Source organism: Cupriavidus ulmosensis, assembly GCF_977008105.1.
The window spans coordinates 820,907-844,598 of sequence record NZ_CDRMWP010000002.1 but is presented as its reverse complement, the minus strand read 5'-3'; the positions used below and the strand labels follow the sequence as shown (position 1 = coordinate 844,598).

22 protein-coding genes are annotated in these 23,692 nt (G+C 63.3%); 10 read left to right on the top strand and 12 right to left on the bottom strand.

The genetic code is table 11. The annotated features are described in order from the left end of the window. Positions 1-2: 2 nt before the first annotated feature. The 4 genes from ACWTPI_RS23635 to ACWTPI_RS23620 all read right to left on the bottom strand — a co-directional run bounded on the left by ACWTPI_RS23635 (position 3) and on the right by ACWTPI_RS23620 (position 5,169). A complete protein-coding gene (locus ACWTPI_RS23635) occupies positions 3-863 on the bottom strand; it encodes a VOC family protein (protein ID WP_059413629.1) in 861 nt (286 codons plus the stop codon). Between the two features lies 1 nt (position 864). Further along, positions 865-2,586 (bottom strand): AMP-binding protein, encoded by a 1,722-nt coding sequence (locus ACWTPI_RS23630; RefSeq protein ID WP_454732898.1) that lies wholly within the window; start codon positions 2,584-2,586, stop codon positions 865-867. A 71-nt stretch (positions 2,587-2,657) separates the two neighbouring features. Then, on the bottom strand, positions 2,658-3,845 hold the full coding sequence (locus ACWTPI_RS23625; RefSeq protein WP_454732897.1) for an alpha/beta hydrolase: 1,188 nt from the start codon (positions 3,843-3,845) through the stop codon (positions 2,658-2,660). 175 nt (positions 3,846-4,020) lie between these two features. Beyond that, complete coding sequence (locus ACWTPI_RS23620; protein ID WP_454734004.1) at positions 4,021-5,169, bottom strand: porin; 1,149 nt, start codon at positions 5,167-5,169, stop codon at positions 4,021-4,023. A 338-nt stretch (positions 5,170-5,507) separates the two neighbouring features. On the opposite strand from ACWTPI_RS23620, the gene ACWTPI_RS23615 reads away from it, so the two are divergent. Beyond that, positions 5,508-5,708 (top strand): DUF3606 domain-containing protein, encoded by a 201-nt coding sequence (locus ACWTPI_RS23615; RefSeq protein WP_454732896.1) that lies wholly within the window; start codon positions 5,508-5,510, stop codon positions 5,706-5,708. A 34-nt stretch (positions 5,709-5,742) separates the two neighbouring features. Here the strand turns inward: ACWTPI_RS23615 and ACWTPI_RS23610 are convergent, their stop codons facing one another. Further along, positions 5,743-6,024: a hypothetical protein gene (locus tag ACWTPI_RS23610; RefSeq protein ID WP_020200626.1), complete on the bottom strand. Its 282-nt coding sequence runs from the start codon at positions 6,022-6,024 to the stop codon at positions 5,743-5,745. Positions 6,025-6,567: 543 nt separating this feature from the next. Between ACWTPI_RS23610 and ACWTPI_RS23605 the strand changes: the two genes are divergently transcribed. Continuing rightward, positions 6,568-6,909, top strand: a complete 342-nt coding sequence (locus ACWTPI_RS23605; protein WP_454732895.1) for a hypothetical protein — start codon at positions 6,568-6,570, stop codon at positions 6,907-6,909. A 321-nt stretch (positions 6,910-7,230) separates the two neighbouring features. Beyond that, positions 7,231-7,770, top strand: a complete 540-nt coding sequence (locus tag ACWTPI_RS23600) for a hypothetical protein (protein WP_454732894.1) — start codon at positions 7,231-7,233, stop codon at positions 7,768-7,770. Between the two features lie 211 nt (positions 7,771-7,981). On the opposite strand, the gene ACWTPI_RS23595 is transcribed toward ACWTPI_RS23600, so the two are convergent. Together ACWTPI_RS23595 and ACWTPI_RS23590 are read right to left on the bottom strand one after the other, a co-directional pair. After that, entirely contained in the window at positions 7,982-10,816 is a 2,835-nt protein-coding gene (locus ACWTPI_RS23595; protein WP_454732893.1) for an HD domain-containing protein, read from the bottom strand. A 544-nt stretch (positions 10,817-11,360) separates the two neighbouring features. After that, positions 11,361-11,846, bottom strand: coding sequence for a MerR family transcriptional regulator (locus ACWTPI_RS23590; RefSeq protein ID WP_454732892.1), 486 nt, complete (start codon positions 11,844-11,846; stop codon positions 11,361-11,363). An 82-nt stretch (positions 11,847-11,928) separates the two neighbouring features. Between ACWTPI_RS23590 and ACWTPI_RS23585 the strand changes: the two genes are divergently transcribed. The 4 genes from ACWTPI_RS23585 to ACWTPI_RS23570 all read left to right on the top strand — a co-directional run bounded on the left by ACWTPI_RS23585 (position 11,929) and on the right by ACWTPI_RS23570 (position 15,545). Then, positions 11,929-13,224 (top strand): NADH:flavin oxidoreductase/NADH oxidase family protein, encoded by a 1,296-nt coding sequence (locus ACWTPI_RS23585; protein ID WP_454732891.1) that lies wholly within the window; start codon positions 11,929-11,931, stop codon positions 13,222-13,224. Positions 13,225-13,446: 222 nt separating this feature from the next. Next, positions 13,447-14,040 (top strand): type II RES/Xre toxin-antitoxin system antitoxin, encoded by a 594-nt coding sequence (gene parS / locus ACWTPI_RS23580; RefSeq protein WP_454732890.1) that lies wholly within the window; start codon positions 13,447-13,449, stop codon positions 14,038-14,040. Next, positions 14,037-14,501: an RES family NAD+ phosphorylase gene (locus ACWTPI_RS23575; RefSeq protein WP_454732889.1), complete on the top strand. Its 465-nt coding sequence runs from the start codon at positions 14,037-14,039 to the stop codon at positions 14,499-14,501. The genes parS and ACWTPI_RS23575 overlap by 4 nt, the downstream gene beginning before the upstream one ends. Before the next feature lie 615 nt (positions 14,502-15,116). Continuing rightward, entirely contained in the window at positions 15,117-15,545 is a 429-nt protein-coding gene (locus tag ACWTPI_RS23570) for a hypothetical protein (protein ID WP_020200631.1), read from the top strand. Positions 15,546-15,793: 248 nt separating this feature from the next. Here the strand turns inward: ACWTPI_RS23570 and ACWTPI_RS23565 are convergent, their stop codons facing one another. From ACWTPI_RS23565 to ACWTPI_RS23550, 4 genes are all read right to left on the bottom strand, one after another. Then, positions 15,794-16,426, bottom strand: coding sequence for a glutathione S-transferase family protein (locus ACWTPI_RS23565; RefSeq protein WP_454732888.1), 633 nt, complete (start codon positions 16,424-16,426; stop codon positions 15,794-15,796). A 36-nt stretch (positions 16,427-16,462) separates the two neighbouring features. Continuing rightward, on the bottom strand, positions 16,463-17,209 hold the full coding sequence (locus ACWTPI_RS23560; protein ID WP_059413638.1) for an SDR family NAD(P)-dependent oxidoreductase: 747 nt from the start codon (positions 17,207-17,209) through the stop codon (positions 16,463-16,465). 62 nt (positions 17,210-17,271) lie between these two features. Next, entirely contained in the window at positions 17,272-18,375 is a 1,104-nt protein-coding gene (locus ACWTPI_RS23555; protein ID WP_454732887.1) for an alkene reductase, read from the bottom strand. 31 nt (positions 18,376-18,406) lie between these two features. Beyond that, on the bottom strand, positions 18,407-19,153 hold the full coding sequence (locus ACWTPI_RS23550) for an SDR family NAD(P)-dependent oxidoreductase (protein ID WP_059413640.1): 747 nt from the start codon (positions 19,151-19,153) through the stop codon (positions 18,407-18,409). A gap of 161 nt (positions 19,154-19,314) precedes the next feature. Between ACWTPI_RS23550 and ACWTPI_RS23545 the strand changes: the two genes are divergently transcribed. Then, on the top strand, positions 19,315-20,217 hold the full coding sequence (locus ACWTPI_RS23545; RefSeq protein WP_020200636.1) for a LysR family transcriptional regulator: 903 nt from the start codon (positions 19,315-19,317) through the stop codon (positions 20,215-20,217). Positions 20,218-20,228: 11 nt separating this feature from the next. Here the strand turns inward: ACWTPI_RS23545 and ACWTPI_RS23540 are convergent, their stop codons facing one another. Then, on the bottom strand, positions 20,229-20,723 hold the full coding sequence (locus ACWTPI_RS23540; protein WP_454732886.1) for a hypothetical protein: 495 nt from the start codon (positions 20,721-20,723) through the stop codon (positions 20,229-20,231). A 278-nt stretch (positions 20,724-21,001) separates the two neighbouring features. Between ACWTPI_RS23540 and ACWTPI_RS23535 the strand changes: the two genes are divergently transcribed. Together ACWTPI_RS23535 and ACWTPI_RS23530 are read left to right on the top strand one after the other, a co-directional pair. After that, positions 21,002-21,136, top strand: coding sequence for a hypothetical protein (locus tag ACWTPI_RS23535; RefSeq protein ID WP_269432177.1), 135 nt, complete (start codon positions 21,002-21,004; stop codon positions 21,134-21,136). Between the two features lie 252 nt (positions 21,137-21,388). Further along, positions 21,389-23,593 (top strand): OsmC domain/YcaO domain-containing protein, encoded by a 2,205-nt coding sequence (locus ACWTPI_RS23530; protein ID WP_454732885.1) that lies wholly within the window; start codon positions 21,389-21,391, stop codon positions 23,591-23,593. Positions 23,594-23,692: the final 99 nt, after the last annotated feature.

Below are 23,692 nucleotides of genomic sequence, written 5' to 3'. Positions count from 1 at the left end.
CATCACGCATCCTCCGGCGAAATCAGCAAGGCATCCATGTCGAACTGCTCGATGCGCCCCGCCAGGCCGCCGGTCAGCGCGCCATACCAGACCGCCGGCTTGAAGCCGAGCGCCTTGCGCCGCAGCGCGATGCGCGGGTTGCCGTCGATGCGCACATAGCCGTTGCCCAGCGCCGTGGTGGCGTAGCCCTCGGTGCCGCGCGCCACGTCGATCAGCGCGGCGAACTCCGGCACGTCCAGCACGTAGACCGAGGCCTTGCCGCCCGGCTGCGGCGCGGCGCCGATGCGCGCGGCCTTGCGCTGCCACACGGGCTCGATGGAGCCGAAGCCCGCGCCCTCTTCCTCCAGCTCGATGGCGGCGTCGATGGTGAGCTGCGCGTCGCGCGCGTCCGCCGCGCTGAACGGGCGCACCTGCCAGGTGATCTCGATCGGGTAGCCGTTGGGATCGTTGAAGTAGATCGACTCGATGACCTCGTGGCGGATCTGGTAGCGCAGCGCAATGCCCACCGCCTCCACGCGCTGGCGCCATTGCAGCAGCTCGGTCTCGTCGCGCACGCGCCAGGCGGTGTGGGTGGCGCGGTCCTGGTAGTGCTCGCGCACGGTCAGCCAGTCCGGCCGCTCGGTGCCGATGTAGTAGAAGAAGGCGATGGTGCTGCCGTTGCCGCTGTCGAAGAAGAAGTGCAGGAAATCGGCATGGTTGTCCGGGCCCCAGCCCTTCGCCGAGATCGCGTGCACCAGCGGCAGGCCGAGCAGGTCGCGGTAGAAGTGCACGGTCTCGCCCAGCTTCCAGGTCGGGCGCGCGGTGTGGTGCACGCCATGCAGTTGCACGGACGGCGCCGCGCCAAGGTTTTTCGCTTCTGTCATGTCACTTCCCTTCGGTTGTGGTGCTGATGGTGGTGCTTGTGGTGCCGCTGGCCGCCTCGGCCGCCAGCATTCCGACGATCCGCTCGCGCAGCAGCGCCTTGCTCAACTTGCCCGAGGCCGTGAGCGGAAACTCGCGGACGACTTCCAGCCGCTCCGGCCACTTGAACTTGGCCAGTCCGGCCTCCTGCAGGTACGCCGTGAGCTGCGCCAGCGTGAGGTCGGTGGCCGGCGGCTTGGGGATGACGAAGGCGCAGACGCGCTCGCCGTACACGCGGTCGGGCATGCCCACCACGGCGCAGGCCAGCACCAGCGGGTGCAGGTTGATGACGTTCTCCAGTTCCTCGGCGTTGATCTTCTCGCCGCCGCGGTCCACCACGTCCTTGATGCGTCCGCAGAAGAAGTAATAGCGCTTGCCCTCGACCTCGCGCGACGACATCAGATCGCCCGAGCGGTAGAAGCCGTCCGCGGTGAAGCGCGTGACGTCCTCCTGCTCCGACTTGTAGTAGCCGCGGATGGTGTACGGGCCGCGGAACAGCGCCTCGCCCACCTCGCCGTCGGCCACCGGGTCCTCGGTGCCGGGGTGGACGATCTTGACCTCGTCGTGGGCGCAGACCGGGCTGCCGACGGAGGTATCGCGGATTTCCTGCGGGTCGTCGCGGCGCGCGAACATGATCACGCCCTCGGTCATGCCGAAGATGTGGTGCGCCGGCGAGCCGGTCAGCCGCGTCAGGCCAGCGGCATTCTTCGGCGCGACGAAATTCCGGCGCGCGCGGCCCGCCGCGTCCGCGCGGGCCAGCTCCGGCGCGATGCGCGTGAGGATCGGGCCGGCCACGCCGAACCACGTCGGCTGGTAGTTGCGCACCAGCGCCTGCAGGCTTTCTTCGCCGATGTCGGGCGTCACGGTGACGGTGGCGCCAATCAGCAGGAACGGCCCGAAGAAGCAGCCCATGTTCAGGTTGTGCATGTACGGCGTGGGGAAGAACAGCACGTCCTGCGCCGTATAGCCGTTGCAGGCGGCCACGGCCCGCATGTTGTAGAGATACTCGTTGTGAAAGCGCGGGATGATCTTGGGCACGCCGGTGGTGCCGCCCGAGAGCTGGAACACGGCGGCCTGGAACGGGTCGTGCGTGACGTCCGCCAGCATGGCGCGGGCGCGTTCCAGCGGCATGCCGTCGATCAGGTCCGCCAGCAGCACGGCGCGCCCGCGGCGCTCGCCGCGCGCCTGGAGGATGTAGGCCAGGCTCGGCACCTCGGCCTGCATCTCCTCGGCGAAGGCCACGTCGTCGAACTTCGGGTCGTCGCCCTGCACGAAGTGCAGGCGCGCCTCGCACAGGTTGCCCAGGTAGCCGATCTCCAGCTTGCGGAACGCCTGCAGCGAGCACAGCGGGATGATGCCCGCCTTGAGGCAGCCGAAGAAAGCCAGCAGCAGCTCGTTGCAGTTGCCGCACTGGAACACCGCGCGGTCCAGCGGCTTCATGCCCAGCGCCAGCAGCGCCGCGCCGAGGCGGTCGGTGCGCTCGTCCAGCTCGCCATAGGTGATGTCGCCCTCCGGGCCGGCCAGCGCCACGCGGGCGGCATGCTGCCGGAACGACGCCTGGAAGCCGCCGGTGAGCGTCTCCTGCGTCAACACGCCCTCGGCGACGTAGCGCCGCAGGCGCTGCTCGTCCGGGTATCTCACGCCCGCCAGGGGCTCGGCGGGGCGCACGATTGAAATCTGCTGCATGTTTTGTCTACCTCGTCTGTTTTTTCACGGGCCGCCGGCGAGGGCGCGCCGCGTTGTCCGCATTGTTGCGCCTACACCATCGTTTCGCGCAACCACGCCACGATGTGCCGGCCCGCAACCTGCTGGCCCGGTTCCTCGTCGCGGCCCAGCGCCATGCCGTGGTGATTGCCGCGCACGCGGATGTGGCGCTTGTGCTCGCTGGGGATCTGCCGGTAAATCGCCTCGATGTCCGCCGGGAAGGTGCACTGGTCGCCCGTGTATTCCAGCAGCAACGTGGGCTGGTGGACCGCGCCGAGCGTCTTGTCCAGCGCCGCGTTGGACGCCAGCCCGGACCACGTCGACAGCCACGACTCGGGCGTCACCACGCGCGCAAAGCCCACGCTGCCCCAGTTGGAGACGAACGGGTCCTTGCCCCACAGCGAGCCGGTCTTGCGGTCGGACGGATCGAGCGAGATGTCCCACGAGCGCAGGTCCGCATCGGTGCGCCAGACCTCGAACACCGGCGCGTGCGCGGCGAGGCGGCGGTCTTCATCCGCGCCGCTGCCCGCCTTGAGGCGCTGCCGCGCCTCGTGCTTGGCGCGCAGCATCTGCCGCGCGCGCGCGTCGATGCGCGCCACGCGCTCGGCCTGCGCCTGCCGGTAGCGCTGCACGAATGCCGGCGCATACTGCCCGCGCCCGCTGGCGGCATCGAAGCCGTTGGCCGCGGAGAACGGATCGAGCGACGGGTCCGTCCGCATGGGATCGTCCTCGTCGACGACCGACGGGTCGAGCCCGCTCATCAGCAGCTTGCCCTGCCCCGGGTGCGGCGACACCAGGATGATGCCGTCGGCCTCCGGCATGTGCAGCTCGCCCAGGTTGGTCGGGCGGCCGCCCGGCGTGCGGGCGATGCGCAGCTCGCGCGGCGTCAGCGCCTGCTGGTTGTAGAAGGTGTAGAGCCCGGCGCCGCCCGAGTTGCCGAGCAGGACGATGCGCGCGTAGCCCAGCTCGCGCAGGTGCGACATGCCCGCCGCCACGTCGAACAGCGCGATCTCGTGCTCCAGCCGCAGGTCGTTGCCGATGGAGCGCGGCCCCTGCACCCAGCACGCGCAGCCGGCGTCCAGGATGAACGGCACGAGGTAATGCGTGATCGCCATCTCGCGCGGATGCATCAGGCAGACCACGGTCTTCTCCGCGCCCGTCACCGTGAACAGGAAGCCCAGCGTGCGCTGGCCGTCCGCGGTGCCCAGCGCGTAAGGCACCATCTGATAAGGGCGCGTCATCAGCCTTGCGTCCCACGACGCGCCCCGCATGCCCGCAGTCACCTGCGCCTTGCCGTTGTCCGCCACGACGTCTCCTTTCGTTTCTTCTCGTTTAAATGCCACCATCTCAATAATCTAGACTTCATTTGATATACTGTCAATTAATAACGCGCCACTGGCCGGCGAACCGCATGCCTCAGAACTTGTGGCGGATGCCCAGCGCAACGCCCAGCATCGCGTTCCTGCCGTTGGCCAGCGCATAGCTGTTGCCCAGCGACAGGCTGTTGGCAAACCCGATCGAGGCGGAATCCAGCATCAGTCCGGCATTGCGCGCATAGGCCGTGGTCACGTAGACATCGGTGCGCTTGGACAGGTTGTAGTCCGCGATCAGCGAGACCTGCCACGGATTGGCCACCTGGCTGCTGCCGTACAGGTTCTTGAGGTTGTCATAGTCGTACTCCACGGTCAGCCCGAAAGCCGGCGTGACCTGGTAGATGGCGCCCACCCAGTAGAAATCGTCGCGCCCGGTCAGCGTGCCGTTCTGGTCCCGGTTCTGCCCCCAGCGGTAGCCGCCCATGATCCGCGCCTGCCCGAACGCATAGCTTGCCGCCGCCACCGCCTTCTTGACCGTGCCGCTGCCCGCGCCGATGGTCGGGTTGAACTGGTCATAGCCCAGCGTCATGCTCAACGGCCCGGCGGAATACGCCGCCGCCACGCCATAAGCGCTGTCGCGCCGGAACTGCCCCGGCACCTCGCCATTGCCGCCGATCGCCGTGCCCGCGGCCGCCACCTGCGGCAACGCCAGCCCGGTGCCGAACGACCAGTGCGCCACCGCCGTGAGCGGGCCGAACGTGCCCGTGTACTTCACCACGTTGTCCTCGCGGAAGTTCGCGCCCGTGAGCATCACGATCGGCTCGTACTGCGTCGCAAAGTAGGCCGGCACGAAGTTGGCGATGTTGTCGAACAGCGAGGTGTACTGCCGCCCCAGCGTGATCTGCCCATACCGCGCGCTCTGCAAGCCCACATAGGCCTGGCGGCCGAACAACCGGCCGCTCTGCTGCGTGGTGCCCGTATCCAGGTTGAACCCCGTCTCCAGCACGAACAGCGATTTCAGCCCGCCACCCAGATCCTCCACGCCGCGCAAGCCCCAGCGCGAGCCGGACAAGCCGCCGGAACTCAGCCGGTACACGTTGTTGGACGCCCCCGGATTAAAGCCGTTGGCCGCCGTCGGCACCACGCCCGCGTGATTGACGAACTCCAGGTTCATGTCCGCCACGCCATACAGCGTCACCCCCGACTGCGCCCACGCCGCGCCCGAACCGGCGAGCAGGCAAGCCAACGCCATCCGTCCGTATCGCCCATACCGCCCGTACTGCCCATGCCGCCCGTACTGTCTGCACTTCATGTCTGGTCTCCTCCTTTGATTTATGTTTTGTCTACACCGCCGCCATCTACCTCTACCGCTACATCCCACCCCTCATATTGCTAGCATGGCAATTAATGTAGGTTAATTTTGATAGTGACTCAATTTATGGTTTTCCCGGGTACGAGCGAAGAGAGCGCCACGCGCGGTGGCCAGAGCACGTCAAGGAAGCACTTCGGCGATATCCGCCGCGCGCGGGCGGCTACAATGCAAAGCGCGACGGCGCCTCCGGCGAGGCCCGCAACCGCCCGGAGAACCGCATGCCCCACGACCCGAAGCACTTCAGGCCCCTGGACCCCGGCCGTGTGAACACCATGGACGGCGTGGAACTGCAATACTGGTGCGCGGAGCTCAACTGCTCGCCCGCCGAACTGCAGGAAGCCGTGGCCAGCGTGGGCGACCACATCTCCGCCGTGCGCGCCCGGCTCGAAGCGCTGTATCCCCACAGGCGGCACGGGTAAGCCCCGGCCGCCCGCGGTACGGCTCAGCGGCCGGTCAGGGCAGCGCCTGCCGCGCGTCCGGCGCGACCATCTCGCTCAGCACCAGCGTCTCCTGCGCCAGCCCGGCCGCCAGCGACAACAGCCGCCCGTGCAGCTCCGCCGCCGGATTGTTCCCGCCCGACGCGGCGTAATCGCTTGCCACCGACAACAGCGCATGCAACTGCGCCGCCTTCTCGGCAGCCACGCTCAGCGGCGTCTCGCACGGCATGTGGGCGGTCACGAACATGTCTGCGCCGGTGTGCTCGACGGTAATGCCTTGGCGGGTGTGCTTAGGCATGGGTGGCCTCCGCTTGGGGGATGGGCGGGTGGGCGGAGATACGGACGATGAAGAGAGATGAGTGCCTGGAATGGGCGAATGAAGACTTCGGCATGAGTGCCTCCTGTGAACGGGACTTCAATCCCGCACCCCGCTGTCAATCGAGGTGGGCGGGCGCAAGGCAGGGTTGACAGACCGACACAGGACCGGCGAGCCCGAAGGCTCCCCCACCCAGGCCCGCCCGTAGGGGCGTGCGAAGGCATAACGGACGAAAAAAAAGCCGCCAGGAAATCGGCGGCCATCCGCCTGTGTTCGGGCTGTCAAACCCTGTCGCTGTTGTTTCAGCGACCCACGAAGTATACCTTTGGCCGCACTAGGCTGGAAGCCGCGCCAGGGAACGGATGTGTAAACTTTTGATTCCGATTCGCCAGCGACCACATCATGCACTACATGGGAGGTACACCGCCATCCAGTTGGCCGCTTACAACATACCGAGGGTCGCCCATACCTCCTCCAGTGCCGGCCTGCTAATTTAGAGGCTCGAACTACGCGGCAAGGACACACATGCCCAAGCAACCACGCCCCTGGACCCGACACACCGCCGCCGGCGCCATCGCACTTGCCACCCTCCTCGCAGGCTGCGCCACCCAATCCCCCATGACCCCAATCCCCAATCCCGGCCCACAAGGTGCCCGCGGCACCCCCGAAGGCTGCCAAGCCGACAAGCTCGGCGACGACGCCCTGATTGGCAAGACCGAAGCTGATGCCATCGCCCTGCTCCAAGGCTGCGCGTGGCGCTTCGGTAATCGGGAAGGCCAGCATATGCCCGGGGCGATGGATTACAACCCGCAGCGGCGGACGTTGGATGTTAGGGATGGGAAGGTGGTGGGGGTTAGGCGGGGGTGAGGGATGGGGGGATATTTGTTTGGTGGGGATGGCTGATATCGGCCAGAAACAGCCAATTGAATTCGACCGCTGAGCGTCAGGCAAGCGAGCAAATTCAGCCATACGATACCCAACCCTAAGACGCTAAAGATATGGGTCTGTATTGTCCAATAATCTGAACGGATGGTATCGTACATGGACCGAGATCCACTCATCCATGTCTAGCCTCGCATGGATGTAGTCGGGGCGGCGGGTGGTCCGCGCTTTACTCCACGGCTGTACCGGATAGAGCAACGATACTGACAGGGCTTAACGAGACGGCTTTGTACACGGAGCTTTCAATTGGCCGAATACATTCCTCCCGCCGAAGGATTCGGTCGCCCTAGACATCTGCCCGATGCGTCTGCCGTGCTGGTGGATCTGCATCGACTACTATCAATCTTTCTGGCTAGCCGGTCATATGCAGACTTGGTGCCGTTTGCAGACGACGCAGAGGGTGCGCTCCATCACCCGATGGTCACACTGCAGGAGGTCGAGGAGGATGAGATCAAGCGCAACCTGCTGACCGTCGCAATCACGGCGCGCGTTCTGGACGATGGGGTTGGATTTGCTGACGACGTGCGTTCCTGTGGCCGCTTCTGGCGAGACCTGGCGGGTGGAGAACCACCCGACCCCCTAACGCTACGGGAAGCCTGCAACAAGATTATCCATGCTTCGCGTATCCGGTTCGATACCGAGGATAACGGACGTGGACGGAGCTATCTGAATCCCATCCTGCATACTTATGGTCTGGATCTGCGCGAGCGCGAATACAAAGCCGAGTTGCTGCTCATCGAGTTTGCGCGGTCCTACACAGAATGCGTCCAAGCGCATCTACTGTGACCAGCCGGCACAAGTGCTGTGTGAGTGGCCAGGCCGGAAAGGCATTGCCGCCCCTTGACCCGGCGGACAAGCTTGCATCAGGACGACGGCTGCACGGAAGGCGCGTCGGGCCGCCAGGAGCGAAGCCGAGGAGGCCACCTCCAGGCGCGAACGTCACAGACGTTACTGCCCCCTTCGACGAGCTGCCGTGGTCGGTTGCTGACGCAGTTTATTACTGCCCCGGGGGCCCGACATCCTCTACCAGCTCTAAGAGTTCACTGATGGGCGCGGGTGGATAGCCTGCCTCATCGTCGCGAAGGGACTCGATTGTTTCCGCGACACGCATCCATCGGCCCGCTTCAGCCAGTTCACGAAGATGCTCACAGAGCCGGCTCGAGCCATCCACCAGCACGCGACCACGGCCCAGAAACAGATAGGGCTTGCCATGGGGCGCGTTGAATGTACGGATATAGACGGCGCCACTCCATCGGCCTTGCACACGCGCAAGTATGCCGGGGAGAGACTCTTTCGGCGTCGCACGCTCCAGGTTGATGGTCTGTACGCAGAAAACGAAGGGCGGTTCGTGGACGCCATAGGTCGAGAAGGCCACGGAGCTTTGCTCGTCTGCGTCAAACAGCATGGAACCCAGCCTGTCAGCCTCCATGATGTAGGCTGGTGACCCGATATCGCCGCATGCGACACCCTGTTGAACAATTCGGTAGATGATGTCTAAGGCGCGGGGTCCTTCGACATCGAAGTAGGCGAATTGCGAGGAGCCAGGTCGTCTAATTTCCGGTGTCTTCTGTAGCGTACACACCGTCCCCTTCATCTTTTTCAGATCCGTCAGGTTCGCGAAGACAGGCGTGACATGAGAAAAGCTGACATCCTGGCTTACCGGATAAAGCCGAAAGCAAAGTAGATCGGGATGATACTTGTCGGCATTGGCCAGTTCGTTTCCTGTGCAGAAATCGAACACGTTGCCGCCGTGCATCTGAGCTTGCTCTCGAAGAGCTGCGATCGTGGCGGAATCGCGCGAATTCGTCGCATTAAGAAATTCGCGATAACCTGTGTGGAACAGTGCAGCAATGTTCCGAGCGAAGCGCGCCGTAGCCGCGTTCGGCAAGAGCTGCTGCCGATCAAGTGCAAACTCAAATCCCTCTGGGCTGCGATGGTTGGCCACGAATGTGCCGACGCGCAGCAAATCAATGCATAGCGCTTCGGGTTGAAGTGGTACAGAGAACCCGCAGATGCCGGTCCTGGAATGGCGAGTTCCGCCGAGGACATTCAGCAGCGAAGACGATGGCTGCGAGAGAAAGGTCGCCTTTCCATCCACAAGACGATAGGCAAGCCCGAAGGAAAGTTCGGTGTCATCGATCTCCCCTCGCCAACGGAAGATGTGTACGCCAAACTCCTCTAGTGCGCGAGCGCGACTACCGAAGAGCTCGACGTCTGATACATCCGGGACCGACTGCGGCACGCGGATCTCCTGATCGTCGAAGACCAGCGTCACGGGAATGCACGAGCAAAGTAGCATCTCGCGGCTACGCGCGACAATGTCGTCGAATACCGCACCATCGCGCAGGGTCAACTCGACGCGTGTGCCAACGAATCGCGTAACGGGTCTAAAGACGGTGTAGTCCTTAAGATCCTCTAGGGAAACGTCAAATGCAACGCCAGCGGCTTTGGAAGCTGCCTGCGGAGAGCCCCGATGCGGCTCGAATGCCGCGGTCTCGACCCTGGCTTGTTTGGCAATGGTGAATACCGACCAGAAGCCGATGCCGAAACGCGCGATGGGGGCATAGTCGGCCTCCCTATAGCCTACCTCTTTAGACCGGCTGCTTCCGACCGTCAGGAGGTTGTTTAGGACGGTTCGCTCTGACATACCACAGCCATTGTCCGTGACCGTCACGGTGCGCCTGGCTCGGTCAAATTCAACCCTCACTTCCGGCTCATAGAGATCGGCGGTTGCGGAGTGATGGGCGCGGTAGCGGCAAGCTTCGACTGCGTTCTGGATCAGTTCCCGCACAGCAACGCCCGCATTCGATCTCCAGACGGCATTAGACGCGATGAGGTCAATCACGCTCCTCTTGTTCAGACGGACGCCCAGTCGTTCAAATCTGCCACCGGCAAGCACGAGATTACGGAGAAAATCCTCCGGCCGGATCGCAAGACGTGGCTGCTTGGATCGACGGTCGATGTCGCAGTATCCCTTTACCCATCCCTCTATGTCATCAAAGGTCTGGTGTGTCAAGGCGAGTACCGCTTCGTCTTGAAAGGTTCCCGACACGATGATGCGACCATCCGCGTCCACAGCCAAGCTATCTCCAACGCAGATGTGCTTCATGTTCTCTCGATACGAGATCTGTGCAGCCTCGCTTGGGTCCGAACTGATACGCTCGAAAACGCCGTCCATGACGCGCGTGTCGCTGAATTCGAGCGCATCGCCCACGCATACGATTGCCGCAAGCTGCCGGACGTCGATCTCCCGCTCTTGGGCCGCAAACCGGCCACACAGGGCATCGAGCTCAGCAATGGCGAAGTTATGCGCCTGCATCATCGTATCCAGCGCATGAACCAAGTTCAGAGGGACGCCGAGCTTGCCAGCGTTTTGGAGTATGAATGCACCGCCGCGCTTAGAGTGTTCCCTGCGCAGATGGGCTTGAAGCGTTACGCTTGTCTCCCAGCCCGATAATCGTTCGACATCGAGCGCACGTAGCAGCTCATCTTCTTCGCCTGGGAAGATCGTCATACCCAGATCGTGGGCATACGCGGCGGCAATCAAAAGAAAGATCTCTGCCGGAGCCAGCGCATTTTCCGCATTTGGCTCCAGACAAGTTCGCTCGATCACCGCTTCGATGCGTCGCACGACTCGGAATCCATGGTGCGCATCATGTCGGGTATAGAGAGGAAAGTATCGCTCCGTGGTGGCGAGAATCGGCGCGATCGCCGTGACAAAGCGAGAAATCCGCTCCGCATACTTATCGTCGAGACTGCAGAGCACGCGATAAAGGCCCGTGCTTTGCAGCTCAGAAATCGGCTCTGTTATCTGCATATTCGGTGTCGCCATGTCATACTGATAGGGTCGGCGATAAGCTTACAACACCGTAAAATTTAGCGCATTACTTTTCATTGAAATCCCCCGCGCGATACCGCATCACCGTTGACGGTATTTGCTGGCGAAGTGGCGGCCAGTTTGGGGAAATTGCTCTTCATAACTGCGCTGATAGTGCATTTCAGACGGGATGGAGGCGGTGCCTTCCGTCGGGCAAGATCAAGCAAGTTAGAGAAAACCGTAGTGATGCACGGTGCAGCGATCTTAAATGAGATGAATGGCCGAATATTGAGCGACTACGGACGGTCGATCCGCAGCGGCGGACGTCTCACAAGGGGCGTCAGCCGCCCCCATCTCACCTGGCAATGATTACCGCCCTAATGTAGATGGAAGCACTGCCCTTCAAGCGGCCAGCATGCGAGCCGGCCAGTACCAGCAAGCTGACTCACAATGCGGCAGGAGACGAGGCGATTCCGGCACTGGCCAGTTGACCGCCCCACGGCCAGCACCACCAGGCGCCGGCAGCATGGACAGGCGTGGCGAACAGGTTCCCAACCGGCTAGCGGGCCTGGCCCGATCGACGCCCTCCGGCCTCGCCTGGCAGCTTGACTTCGCTGGCTGCCATGGCCGCCCCCTCTTTTTCTTTACCCAGCACGCGCGACAGTACCCGGCGTGCATTGGCGGCACAGTCCATGTCGCCGGGCTTTGCCTCGATGTCTTGAATGAGGGCGACCAGTTGCGCTTTGCTCTGCGCAAGCCTCGCTTCGAGCGCTTCGATATCGCCCACTTTTCGGCGCAGCGCCCCGATCAAAGCGTCGTGCTCCCAGTGTTGCAGATCAGCCGGCAGTAGCGCACGGATTTCATCCAGGCTGAAACCGGCTTTCTGCGCGGTCGTGATCAGTTCCAGGGCCAGTACCGCCTCGGGCGGATAAGTCCGGTACCCATTCGGCCGTCGGTCCACTGTCTTCAATAAGCCAGCATGCTCGTAGAAGCGAATGCGCGAACTGGTCAGCCCAGTGCGCTTCGCCAACTCCCCGATGTTCAAGTCGGATCTCCTCAAGACTTACTTGACCTTCAACTTAACTTGAAGGTTATGGTGTGTCAAATCCTCGTGATTGGAGATTTCCGTGTCCCTTTTTTCCCGACTGACGCTGCCCTGCGGCGCCATGATCCCGAACCGCATCGCCAAGGCTGCGATGGAAGAGAACATGGCCGACGACGACCATGCGCCCTCGGCCGGACTGCTGCGGCTCTACCAAGCCTGGGCCGAGGGCGAAGCGGGACTGATCATCACCGGTAACGTGATGGTCGACGCCCGCGCCATGACCGGCCCCGGCGGCGTGGTGCTGGAGGATGACTGCCACCTCGACCGCTTCCGGGCCTGGTCCCACGCCGCCCGCTCGCGCGGCGCCGGGGTGTGGATGCAGATCAACCATCCCGGCCGGCAGATGCCGGCCGCGCTCGGCCAGGAGACGCTGGCGCCTTCGGCCATCGCGCTGGACCTCGGCAGGCAGTCCAGCCGGTTCCGCATGCCGCGCGAGATGACGGAGCACGACATCGCACAGGTCGAGCGCCGCTTCGTGGCCACCGCGCGCCTTGCGGAGCGCGCGGGATTCACCGGCGTGGAAATCCATGCCGCGCATGGTTATCTGCTGAGCCAGTTCCTGTCGCCTTTGTCGAACCGCAGGCACGACCGCTGGGGCGGCTCCCTGGAGAACCGCGCGCGCCTGCTGCTCGACATCGTGCGTGGCGCGCGCGCTGCCGTCGCGCCCGGTTTCGCCGTCGCCGTCAAGCTCAACTCCGCCGATTTCCAGCGCGGCGGCTTCTCGCCCGAGGATGCGCGAGCCGTGGTCGAGATGCTCGCTCCGCTCGGCGTCGATCTGGTGGAGCTTTCCGGCGGCAGCTACGAAGCACCGGCGATGATGGGCCCTGGCCGGGACGAGCACACCTTGGCGCGCGAAGCGTACTTCCTCGAATTCGCCCGCGAAATCGCCGCGGTGGCGCAGATGCCCCTCATGGTCACCGGCGGCATTCGGCGACGCGAGGTAGCGCAGAAAGTGATCGACAGCGGCATCGCCATGGCGGGGATCGGTACCGCGCTCGCGATCGAACCGGGCCTGCCCCGCAATTGGCGGCTCGGCCGGCCGGATGTCCCCACGCTCAAGCCGATCACCTGGCAAAACAAGCCGCTGGCCGCCACCGCGCACATGGCGGCCGTCAAATACCAACTGACCCGCCTCAGCCGCCAACGGCGCACGGCTCCCGGTGTTTCGCCGGTCTGGGCGCTGATCGTCTCGCAAGCGGACGCCGGGCGCCGCGCCCGCCGCTATCGCCGCTGGATGGAAGGACGGGCCGCCCGGGCCGGGCATGAAGGATTGACCATGCCAAGGAAGACGGATCGGCATCTGGATGCCGGACCTTGAGGTCGAGTCCAACCTTGCCGACCCGGTGAAAGCAGTGTGCGGCTTTGCTTGGCTTACCTGCAGGGACAACGCTTCCGAGTACGAGCGGCCTGCTGAGCGCTAGTGCCGCCTTCCCACCAAGGAAAGCGGTGCCAAAGGCGCAAAGCGCAGGTTCTTTCAGGCAAGTACGCACCAACTCCTCATTTGAGCTAAAATTTATCCTCAAATGAACAGGAGGTGGCTATGGCTGAAGCAACATTGCGCACAAAGGCCCCGGCACGTACCAAGGGCGCCTCAAGGGTCGCCCCCACGGACGAGTGGGTCAACGTGGCCGACTCAGCGGCAGAACAGAAGCATCGGGATCAATTCATCGCGATGTTTCACAAGCATTTGTCAAAGTTGAACACTCGGCAGGTCTTCGTTACTGTCTACAAGGCCGATCCGATTCAACAGGTGGATCTGATCAAGTCCGGTGTTACGGCAGAAGCCCCTGGCAAGTTGGCGACGACGCTCCATCTGACAGCCGACCAGTTGTACAAGCATCTCGGATTCGCGCGGGCTACCGTCGACCGAAAGGCTCGCAACAAGGAGAACCTTTCGCAGGATCAATCCGAACGCATCATTGGCTTGATGAAGTTGATCGGCCAGGTCCAGACCATGGTCGATGAGTCTGGTGATGCGGAGGGCTTCGATGCTGCGCAATGGGTCGGGGAATGGATTCAGAAACCCAACCCCGCGCTTGGCAAGCGCCGCCCCGCTGATCTGATGGATACGGTGCAAGGCCTTGAGATCGTCTCTAACCTGCTCCTGAAGATGCAAACTGGTGCATACGCATGACGGTTTCGCTATGGCGCATCGCGACGGATACGCCGACTTACGAGGCCGATGATCTGAGCGGCACCGGAGCCAAGGTCTCGGGGGGGCGGTGGAATCGCAAGGGCAACGCCGTGGCATACACGTCGACCAATATCGCGTTGGCATGCCTCGAGACCGTTGTCCATCTGGTCAACGACGGTCTCCCGCTCAATCGCTATCTGGTGCAGATCGAGATCCCGGATGAAGTGTGGGACGTGCGTCTGACGCTCAAACTGACCGTAGGCTGGGACGCGGAACCTGCCGGCAAGGTGAGCCTCGATGCCGGGGACGAATGGCTTGCCTCGGGGAAGAGTGCATTGTTGGTGGTCCCGTCGGTAATCGTCCCGGAAGAGACGAACGTACTCATCAACCCCGGTCACCCGGACGCCAAGAAGATCAAGGCCACGAAGATTCGGAAGTGGTTGTACGACGCACGGATCTAGTCGCTCTCCCGCATGCCCAAGCCGGTGGGCCTGCCCGCGCGTGAGCACCACGCCAGCCTCGCGTGCGCTGCAGTTGGAGCGGCGCCCAGGTCGGGCGCATACCTGGCCCGCGCCGGTGCGCAACCCCTCTACCCTGCTTCACGCAGCATGGCTTGCGCGGCCCCGAACCAGGCCTTGTGAATGGCCGCTTTGGAGAAATCTGGCAGGCCGCCATGGGTCGCAAGGTACCTGTCGGCGCCGCTTAACTTGGTCTTCGTGACGTTTGGGCTTGAGCAGGCGGTTGCTTCCCTACGGCGGACCTTGCGCAACAGCCTGCATCGGGCAGCTACAGGCTACCCAGCCAGAGCCAGAAGAGGTATCGAAGAGATGTCGTGCGCCTCCACCATGTGCGGGACTTAATCACTTCCGAGCGACGCCGCTTTTGGTCAAGACGCGTCAACCATAGCGCGATTCGCCAGATCTTCTGCTGTCAGGGACTTTTCGCCTTTGCTCCTTGCCGGTCAGCTGGCTGGTACTGTATATTTATACAGTTGTCGTCGCATACAGGAAAAGCTGGCTCCTGAAGTCAATCCTGTGCGGCGCCCGTGCTTTCTCTCCCCACCTCGAAAGGCAATCATGTTCGTGGACCGCACCGAAATCATCAACGCCGCCAAGGCCCTGCGCGCCAGCCAGGAAGAATCCAGGTACAGCAAGCTCGTCGCGCTGGCGAACAAGCAACTCAAGGCAATGCAAACGGCAATCCAGAAGGGCAAGGAAGAATTCGAGACCAGACTGGTACTCGACATCAATGAAGACAATCCGCAAGCAGCGCTAGAACCGCGCGCGCAACGGCTAGCCGACGACCTCAGAGCGCAGGGCTACACCGCAACGGTGACCACGTTTGCCGAGGTCAGCACCGACCGCAAGAACTGGACACCGAATATCACGGTCGCCATCGGTCTGGGCGACATGGTTTCCGAAGTCGACAATGCGATAGCGAAAAGTACCGCGACCAACGAGACGGAAGTCGCGCTGGCTGGCGAAGCTGCCAGCGAAATAGCCTGACAGCAAGCGGATGATCCGACATAGGGACCGGCATCACGGGGTTCGCGCACAGTCGCGTGAGTGATGACTGTTCCTATGAAGGAAATCCGCGCGCGATCGCTGCTCGAATCGTGCACAGATGGCTGACTGCTTTTGAGTCTGTCGAGAGACCGCTCAGGGTCGGCAACGGCCGCGGCATCCCGCATATCCCATGCCGCCAGCCAATGCCTCCCGGCGGCACAGATCCACACGCTACCGCGGCCCCCCCCCTACGCTGCGGCGCTAGGTCGTGCGGAAACAACCTCATGCCACCGCTTCACCGCGACGTGCGTCTCGGGAATCGGCATCGCGAACGCCTTCGTCGCGAAGTCAACGGCAGCGAGTCCGGTGATGTCCGCCGCGGAAAAGCCGTCCCCCGCAATGAACGCGGCACGACCCAGCTGCGCCTCCAGATCGTCGTAGAAATTCGCGACCCGCTGCTTGCTCCGCTCGACCAGCGCCGGGATCTGGTCGTACCCGTGCGGCCCCGAAATGGCGCGCCCCTTGAGTCCCGCGACGGCATTGCGAACGCCTTCCATCACTGCGGCGAACCCCTCGATCTCCATGCGCCGTTCCCACATCGCGACCACGGCCTTGTCTGCCGCGGTCTTGCCATACAGCGATGGCCGCGCGTGGGCATCGTCGAGATAGCGCATGATCGTTGATGCTTCGCCGATGACCGTGCCGTCGTCGAGCACCAGGGTCGGCACGACGCCGCGCGGATTGATCGCGCGATAGGCGTCCGAGAGCTGCTCCCGCGTGCCGAGATCGACCGGCACGCGTTCCACTTCCAGCCCCTTTTCCGCAATCAGCATCCTGACGCGGCGCGAGTTTGGCGAGCCGTTGGCATGATAAAGCTTCATTGTTTTCTCCACTTGGCGTTTCGGAATTTCAGAGTTTCAGAGCTTCGAGCCGCCGTCGACGCGCAGCGTCTCGCCGGTGATCCATCGCGCCCGGTCGGATGCGAGAAACTCGACCGCCGCGCCGATGTCGTCGGGTTCGGCCATGCGCTTGAGTGCCTGCATGCCAAGCGTGAAGGCCCTGCCTTCCTCGCTCCTGGCGAAGCTGGACATCTCGGTCGGCACCACGCCGGGCGCCACGGCGTTGACGCGGATGCCGCGCTCGCCAAGGGCCGAGGCGAAGTGCCTGACGAGCGTGTCGATGGCGCCCTTGGTTGCCGAGTACGCCGGCAGTGTGCCCACGGCGGCATGCGCCGCGAGCGACGACAGCAGCACCACGCTGCTGCCCTTGCACATGACCGGCAGCAATTGCTGGACGAGGAAGAACGGCGCCCTTACGTTCACGGCGAACAGGTCGTCGAAGTCTTCCACCGTGGTGTCCTCGATGGTCGCCGCGCGCGAGATGCCGGCATTGGCCACGAGGACGTCGAGCCGGCCGCCGATGATGGCGCGCGCCTGCTTTGCCAGCGCGTGGGGACCATCGGGAGCGCGCAGGTCGGCGGCGATCTTCTCGGCCTTGCCGCCGAGTGCACGGATCTCGGCCACGACCGCATCCGCGTCGCGCGCCGCCTTTCCGTAGTGAACCAGCACCTGCGCGCCAGCCCTGGCCAGCGCGAGCGCGCTGGCGCGGCCGATGCCCCGCGATGCGCCCGTCACGAGCGCGGTCTTACCAGTCAATGTGTTCATGATCGATGGTTCCCTCGTTTGTGCCGATTTCATGCCGCTTTCGTGCTGCTCTTATGCCGATTTCATGCCGCTTTCCAGACCGGGTAATCGGTGTAGCCCCGCGCGTCGCCGCCGTAGAACGTGGCGCGATCGTAGGGATTCAGCGGCAATCCCGTGCGCAGGCGCGACGGCAGGTCCGGATTGGCGATGAAGTGCCGCCCGAAGGCCACCGCGTCGACATGGCCGCGCGCGATTTCGGCCTGCGCCTCCGTGCCGTCGAACCCGCCCGCGGCGATCACCGGTCCGCCGAAGTGCGCGCGCAGGTCACGCGCCGCAACGGCATGCAGGCCGGCGGCGATCTCTTCCGAGCCCACCACGCGCGGCTCCACGACGTGCAGGTAGGCCAGTTGCCGGCCCGACAGCGCCTGCGCCACATAGCGGAAATCCGACTCGGAATCGCCGTTGGACATGCCGTTGAACCCGCTGCTCGGCGACAGCCGCACGCCGACACGTCCCGCGCCCCAGATCGTGCGGACGGCATCCACCACCTCGATCAGCAGGCGCGCGCGGTTTTCGATCGAGCCACCGTAGCGATCGGTACGCCGGTTGCTGCCATCCTGCAGGAACTGGTCGAGCAGATAGCCATTGGCGGCGTGGATCTCCACGCCATCGAACCCGGCCTGCAGGGCACGTCTGGCGGCGCTGGCATAGTCGTCGACGACAGCGGGAATCTCCGTGGTTGCAAGCGCCCGCGCCGGCGAGACCGGCGTCCACCCGTGCGCCGTGAAGGCGACGCCCTCGTAGGGCACGACCGAGGCCGTGACCGGCGCCGCGCCGCCGGTCAGGCTCGCGTGCGAGGTCCGACCGACATGCCACAGTTGCGCGACGATACGCGCGCCGCGCGCATGCACGGCGGCCACGATCGGTTTCCAGGCTGCCATCTGGGCATCGGTGTACAGTCCGGGCGCCCCGAGGTAGCCCCGGCCCGTGGCCGAGACCGTGGTGGCTTCGCCGATGATCAGGCCGCCCGCCGACGCGCGCTGCGCGTAGTAGTCGCGCATCAGGGCATTGGGCACGTCGCCGTCCCGGTCGGCGCGCAGCCGGGTCAGCGGCGCCATGACGACGCGATGATCCAGCCGGATCTCGCCCAGCTCCAGCGAGCTGAACAGTGTGTTGGTGTTGGACATGATGGTTCTTTCCAGAATGAGGTGGCGTGCATCAGCCGGCGGTCTTGCCGCCGTCGACGGTGAGAATCTGGCCCGTGACAAACGCCGCGCCCGCGGACGCGAGATAGATCACGGCCGCCGCGATGTCCTCGGGCTTGCCGAGGCGGGCCAGCGGTACGCCGCCGGCCAGCGCGGCCTTGTTCTCCGGCGTCCCCGTGAAACGGTCGAGCATGCCGGTTTCGGTGGGTCCCGGCGCTACCGCGTTGACGCGCACCCCGGTGCCGGCGACTTCGAGCGCCGCCGACTTCGTGATGCCTTCCACCGCATGCTTGCTGCCCGCGTAGACCGAGGCATAGGCCGCGCCTTCGTGGCCGTAGGTGGACGAGATGTTGATCACGACACCGGAACGCTGCGCCGTCATGACGCGAAGCTCGTGCTTGAGGCTGAGCAATGTGCCCAGCACGTTGGTGTCGAACGTGGCCGCATAGCTGTCGGCGGTCTGCTCGGTCACCGGACCTGGCCTGCCCTCGGTGCCGGCATTGTTGACGGCGACATCCAGCCGGCCGAAGCGCGTCACGGCCTGATCGACGAGATGGCGGACGTCCTGGTCGTGGCGCACATCGGCCTGCACGAAGAAGGCATCGGCGCCGAGCTCGCGCAGCTCGGCTTCGAGCGCGGCGCCTTCGGCGGGCCGGCGGCCCGAGACGACGAGCTTCGCGCCGGTGCGGGCGAATGCGACGGCGGTGGCGCGGCCGATGCCGGTCAGTGCGCCAGTGATGAGAACGACGGGATTGCTCATGGGAAACTCCTGTAAAGTATCGCTGCCACGCATGGGTTGGCGTTGCGCGGATAGCGGAACACGGTCGCTACAGGAGCCAATCTAGGGGCTTTCAGCACCCGCGAAAAAGACTTTGTAAGCCTGTAGGCATGCCTGTCAGGCATGAGGCGGATGGCACACGGATGGAACTGAGACATCTTCGATATTTCATCGCGGTGGCGGAAGCGGGCAGCCTGACCGAGGCCGCGGCCAATCGGCTTCATACGTCACAGCCCTCGCTAAGCCGGCAGATCCGCGATCTGGAGGAACAGGTCGGCGTGGAACTACTGCGCCGCAGCGCGCACGGCGTGACGCTGACGGACGCAGGCCGGGCCTTCATCGACCATGCGCGGCTGGCCATGGCGCAGGTCGACGCCGCGGTGGAAGCGGCCCGCCGCGCGGCACAACCCGCCAAGCCGCGCTTCGCACTCGGCTTTCTGACCGGCCAGGAGATGACATGGCTGACGGACGCCATGCATTTGCTGCGCGCGGAGCTGCCGAATATCGAGGTGAGCGTGTCGAGCGACTACTCCACGGAGCTGGCCGCCGCGGTGGCCCACGGCAAGCTGGACGTCGCCTTCATGCGCGCCGAGCCCGGATACGACCTCGAATACCAGGTCGTTGCCAGGGAACCGCTGGTCGTGCTGATGCCGAGCGACCATGCATTGACCGCGCGCGACGCGCTGCGCGCGGAGGATCTCCGGAACGAGCCGTTCATCGCGATGGGAGACAAGGCGAGAGTGCTGCGGCAGGTCGTCGACGCCTATCTGGCCAGTTCGGGCGTAGACGTCGAGATCGCGCAGAGCGTCGACAATCCGGCCATGGTGATGTCGCTGATTGCATCGACCCGGGGCGTGACGCTGATCCCGGCCTATGTGGAGAACCTGATGCCGTGGTCGGTGGTCAGCCGGCCGCTGACCGGTGAAATCCCGACCATCGATCTCGTCGTCGGGTATAGCCCGAGCAATACCGCGCCAACGCTGCGGCTGTTCCTGTCCCGGCTCGACGAACTGAGATCGAGGATCGCCGGGCGCGCCGGGCGGTGAGTGCCGCCCTCTTACTGCGCGGGCGGCTGCCCCGAGGAAAGTATCGTCTTCAGTCTTGTGCCGCCAATGGATTCGCAACTGGAAGGCTTCGTATCAGTCCATTGGACCGCGACGCCGCGAACGACCGGCCGGACCATGCGCCACGGCCAGAAGCCAAACCGCTGTGATCCGGTGTACTGGACGATTGCGTCCGCTCCGCGCAATTGGGCGTACTCCGCCATTTTCGGCAGAATGTCCTGCACGCTGCCGTAGGTTCCCTTGCCGATCTTGATGTTCTTGATGATCTTGTATTTCTGGCTGGCGGGAGGGAGGTGCGCGAAGAAGCAGAATTCGCCGAGGTCGCCGTGAAGATCGTTCGCCGGGGTTTCGCCGTCTTTGGAGATATCCACTTCCGCGTCGGCGCCGGCATCCGAAGCCGGCTCCGCCGAATATGCGCTATTTTCGGCTATGCCGATAGCGAACAAGGAGGCGATCAACGCAACTACGAATTGCCGTGCAGGGTTCATTGGGGGATCTCGACGATCAGCGTCGGGTTGGTGTCTTGTGATGGGAGACGGGATAGTAACTAATTGTAAGTCTGCCGACCAAGGGATCGTTGTCAGTTCACCCGGGTCGCGCACGGTGGCGGCAATCCCAGGTCATGACGGCGGCCGGACGCTGACCTGCCTGCCAGGGACCGCGACCGGCCGGCGGGCGCAGCGGCTCGGAAAAGAGACGGCCCCGCACGTCCGGTCGGCTATGATGCCAATCCTCTCCGAAGTGGCCCCCATGATCTCCGTCCGTAATGTCACGCTGGTCACGCTGCGCCGCGGTCACGCTGCGCGGCGGCGTCAATGTCGTACTCGACCGCGCGTCCGCCACCTTCAACCATTTCAGCTATCGTGCGGACAAGCGCGCTCCAGCGCAGGAATCGGCCTGAAGGGACATTCGCCTTGTGGCGAAAAGTGTTTCAATCGCGGTTTGAACGTCGTGCCAGACTCGAGCCGGGCGGCAAGGCGAACATCGCGGTCACCGAGGACATCGCGGAGGACCCGAGCGCGGTGGCGTCACGGCAAAGGGCCGGACAGCATCACCATCACACTCCGCCCCCACGACGAATAAAGCAGCTCCGGCACGGAGCCGGACAATAGCGGTCGCATCATTTTTAGCACCATTTTTTTGGAATTCCCCCATGGAAATCAAGGTCAACTTTCTCGACAAGCTACGTCTTGAAGCCAAGTTCGATGACTTCACGGTAATAGCCGACCAGCCTATCCGCTACAAGGGCGATGGCTCCGCACCGGGTCCGTTCGATTATTTTCTGGCCTCGTCGGCCTTGTGCGCGGCTTACTTTGTTAAGTTGTACTGCGTAACCCGCAACATTTCGACCGAGAACATCCGCCTGTCTCAGAATAATATTATCGACCCGGAAAACCGATATCAGCAGATTTTCAAGATTCAGGTCGAGCTGCCGACGGATATTTCCGCCAAGGACCGCCAGGGCATCTTGCGCTCCATCGATCGCTGCACGGTAAAAAAAGTGGTGCAAACCGGACCCGAGTTCGTGATCGAAGAGGTTGAGAACCTGGATGCCGATGCTCAGTCGTTGCTGACGTTGAAGCCGGCACCTGACGCCAGCACCTATATTGCGGGCAAGGATCTGCCATTGGAGCAGACCATCGCCAATATGTCGGGCATTTTGGCGGGCCTGGGGATGAAGATAGAAATCGCTTCATGGCGTAATATCGTTCCCAATGTCTGGTCACTGCATATCCGTGATGCGCACTCGCCAATGTGCTTTACCAATGGCAAGGGAGCGACCAAGGAAAGCGCGCTGGCATCGGCGCTGGGGGAATTTATCGAGCGCCTGAGTTGCAATCATTTTTATGCAGGTACGTTTTGGGGCGAAGACTTCGCCAATGCCGCATTTTTACATTACCCGAACGAGCGCTGGTTCAAGCCTGGGCCCAAAGATGCGCTGCCGGCTGAAATTCTCGATGCATACTGCCTGCCCATTTACAATCCCGATGGCGAGTTACGCGGCTCGCACCTGTACGAAACCAACTCGGGAAATTTGCAGCGCGGTATCTGTTCGCTGCCGTATATACGGCAGTCGGACGGCGAAGTGGTGTATTTCCCGTCCAATCTGATCGAAAACCTCTACGCCAGCAATGGCATGAGTGCCGGTAATACACTGGCCGAAGCGCAGGTGCAATGCCTGTCGGAAATTTTCGAACGGGCGGTAAAGCGCGAAATTCTGGAAGGCGAAATGGCACTGCCCGATGTGCCCCGCGAGGTGCTGGCGAAATACCCTGGCATTCTGGCTGGCATTCAGGGGCTGGAAGAGCAAGGCTTTCCGATATTGGTGAAGGACGCTTCGTTGGGTGGAATTTATCCGGTGATGTGCGTCACCTTGATGAACCCGCGAACTGGCGGTGTCTTTGCTTCGTTCGGCGCGCATCCCAGCTTCGAAGTGGCGCTGGAACGGAGTCTGACAGAATTGCTACAGGGTCGCAGTTTTGAAGGCCTGAACGATTTGCCGCAGCCCACCTTTGTCACTAACGCCGTGACTGAGCCAAACAATTTTGTTGAACACTTCATTGATTCCAGCGGCGTGGTGTCGTGGCGCTTTTTCAGCGCCAAGGCGAATTTCGATTTTGTCGAGTGGGACTTTTCCGCCCGGGGCGAGAACGCCAATGCCGAGGAAGCAGCGACCTTGCTCGGCATTCTTGAGGACATGGGCAAAGAGGTGTACATGGCGGTGTATGACCAGCTTGGCGCCGTTGCTTGCCGGATTCTGGTGCCGGGCTATTCGGAAGTCTATCCTGTAGAAGATTTGATCTGGGATAACACCAACAAGGCACTGTCGTTCCGCGCGGATATCCTGAACCTGCATTGCCTGGACGACGCAAGCCTGGAGGCTCTGCTTGAGCGTCTGGACAACAGCGAGCTCGATGAGTACGCCGACATCGCCACGCTGATCGGCATCGAATTTGACGAGAATACGGATTGGGGACAGTTGACGGTGTTGGAGCTGAAGCTGCTCATTCAGCTCGCCTTGCAGCAGTTTGAGGCGGCGCACGAACTGGTGGGCGCCTTCTTGCAGTACAACGACAACACGGTCGAGCGCGGACTGTTTTACCAGGCCTTGAATGTGGTGCTGGAGGTGCTGCTGGATGACGACCTGAACCTGGACGACTACGCGGTCAACTTCCGTCGGATGTATGGCGATGCGCGGATGGACGCGGTGCTGGGTTCAGTGGACGGCAGCGTGCGTTTCTTTGGTCTGACGCCAACCAGTATGAAATTGGAGGGCCTCGACAGACACCACCGCCTGATTGACAGCTACAGAAAATTGCACTCGGCACGGGCAAACGCGGCGGCTACAGCCGGTTAAGGCTGAGGCCCTCCGTTCTGCAGCACGCGGATGCCGACGGAAATGCAATATCCGGTGGAAGCGCGCGGCTAGCAAGCAGGTAGCATCGCGGCGAGGTTC

Bases quoted from the DNA above. Each gene is read 5' to 3' on its own strand.
- ACWTPI_RS23620 (WP_454734004.1), bottom strand. From the start codon at position 5,169: ATGGCGTTGGCTTGCCTGCTCGCCGGTTCGGGCGCGGCGTGGGCGCAG.
- ACWTPI_RS23565 (WP_454732888.1), bottom strand. From the start codon at position 16,426: ATGAAGCTTTATCATGCCAACGGCTCGCCAAACTCGCGCCGCGTCAGG.
- parS (WP_454732890.1), top strand. From the start codon at position 13,447: ATGGCTGAAGCAACATTGCGCACAAAGGCCCCGGCACGTACCAAGGGC.
- ACWTPI_RS23575 (WP_454732889.1), top strand. From the start codon at position 14,037: ATGACGGTTTCGCTATGGCGCATCGCGACGGATACGCCGACTTACGAG.
- ACWTPI_RS23605 (WP_454732895.1), top strand. From the start codon at position 6,568: ATGCCCAAGCAACCACGCCCCTGGACCCGACACACCGCCGCCGGCGCC.
- ACWTPI_RS23635 (WP_059413629.1), bottom strand. From the start codon at position 863: ATGACAGAAGCGAAAAACCTTGGCGCGGCGCCGTCCGTGCAACTGCAT.
- ACWTPI_RS23625 (WP_454732897.1), bottom strand. From the start codon at position 3,845: ATGACGCGCCCTTATCAGATGGTGCCTTACGCGCTGGGCACCGCGGAC.
- ACWTPI_RS23545 (WP_020200636.1), top strand. From the start codon at position 19,315: ATGGAACTGAGACATCTTCGATATTTCATCGCGGTGGCGGAAGCGGGC.
- ACWTPI_RS23530 (WP_454732885.1), top strand. From the start codon at position 21,389: ATGGAAATCAAGGTCAACTTTCTCGACAAGCTACGTCTTGAAGCCAAG.
- ACWTPI_RS23615 (WP_454732896.1), top strand. From the start codon at position 5,508: ATGCCCCACGACCCGAAGCACTTCAGGCCCCTGGACCCCGGCCGTGTG.
- ACWTPI_RS23550 (WP_059413640.1), bottom strand. From the start codon at position 19,153: ATGAGCAATCCCGTCGTTCTCATCACTGGCGCACTGACCGGCATCGGC.
- ACWTPI_RS23570 (WP_020200631.1), top strand. From the start codon at position 15,117: ATGTTCGTGGACCGCACCGAAATCATCAACGCCGCCAAGGCCCTGCGC.
- ACWTPI_RS23630 (WP_454732898.1), bottom strand. From the start codon at position 2,586: ATGCAGCAGATTTCAATCGTGCGCCCCGCCGAGCCCCTGGCGGGCGTG.
- ACWTPI_RS23555 (WP_454732887.1), bottom strand. From the start codon at position 18,375: ATGTCCAACACCAACACACTGTTCAGCTCGCTGGAGCTGGGCGAGATC.
- ACWTPI_RS23595 (WP_454732893.1), bottom strand. From the start codon at position 10,816: ATGGCGACACCGAATATGCAGATAACAGAGCCGATTTCTGAGCTGCAA.
- ACWTPI_RS23610 (WP_020200626.1), bottom strand. From the start codon at position 6,024: ATGCCTAAGCACACCCGCCAAGGCATTACCGTCGAGCACACCGGCGCA.
- ACWTPI_RS23540 (WP_454732886.1), bottom strand. From the start codon at position 20,723: ATGAACCCTGCACGGCAATTCGTAGTTGCGTTGATCGCCTCCTTGTTC.
- ACWTPI_RS23535 (WP_269432177.1), top strand. From the start codon at position 21,002: ATGTCACGCTGGTCACGCTGCGCCGCGGTCACGCTGCGCGGCGGCGTC.
- ACWTPI_RS23560 (WP_059413638.1), bottom strand. From the start codon at position 17,209: ATGAACACATTGACTGGTAAGACCGCGCTCGTGACGGGCGCATCGCGG.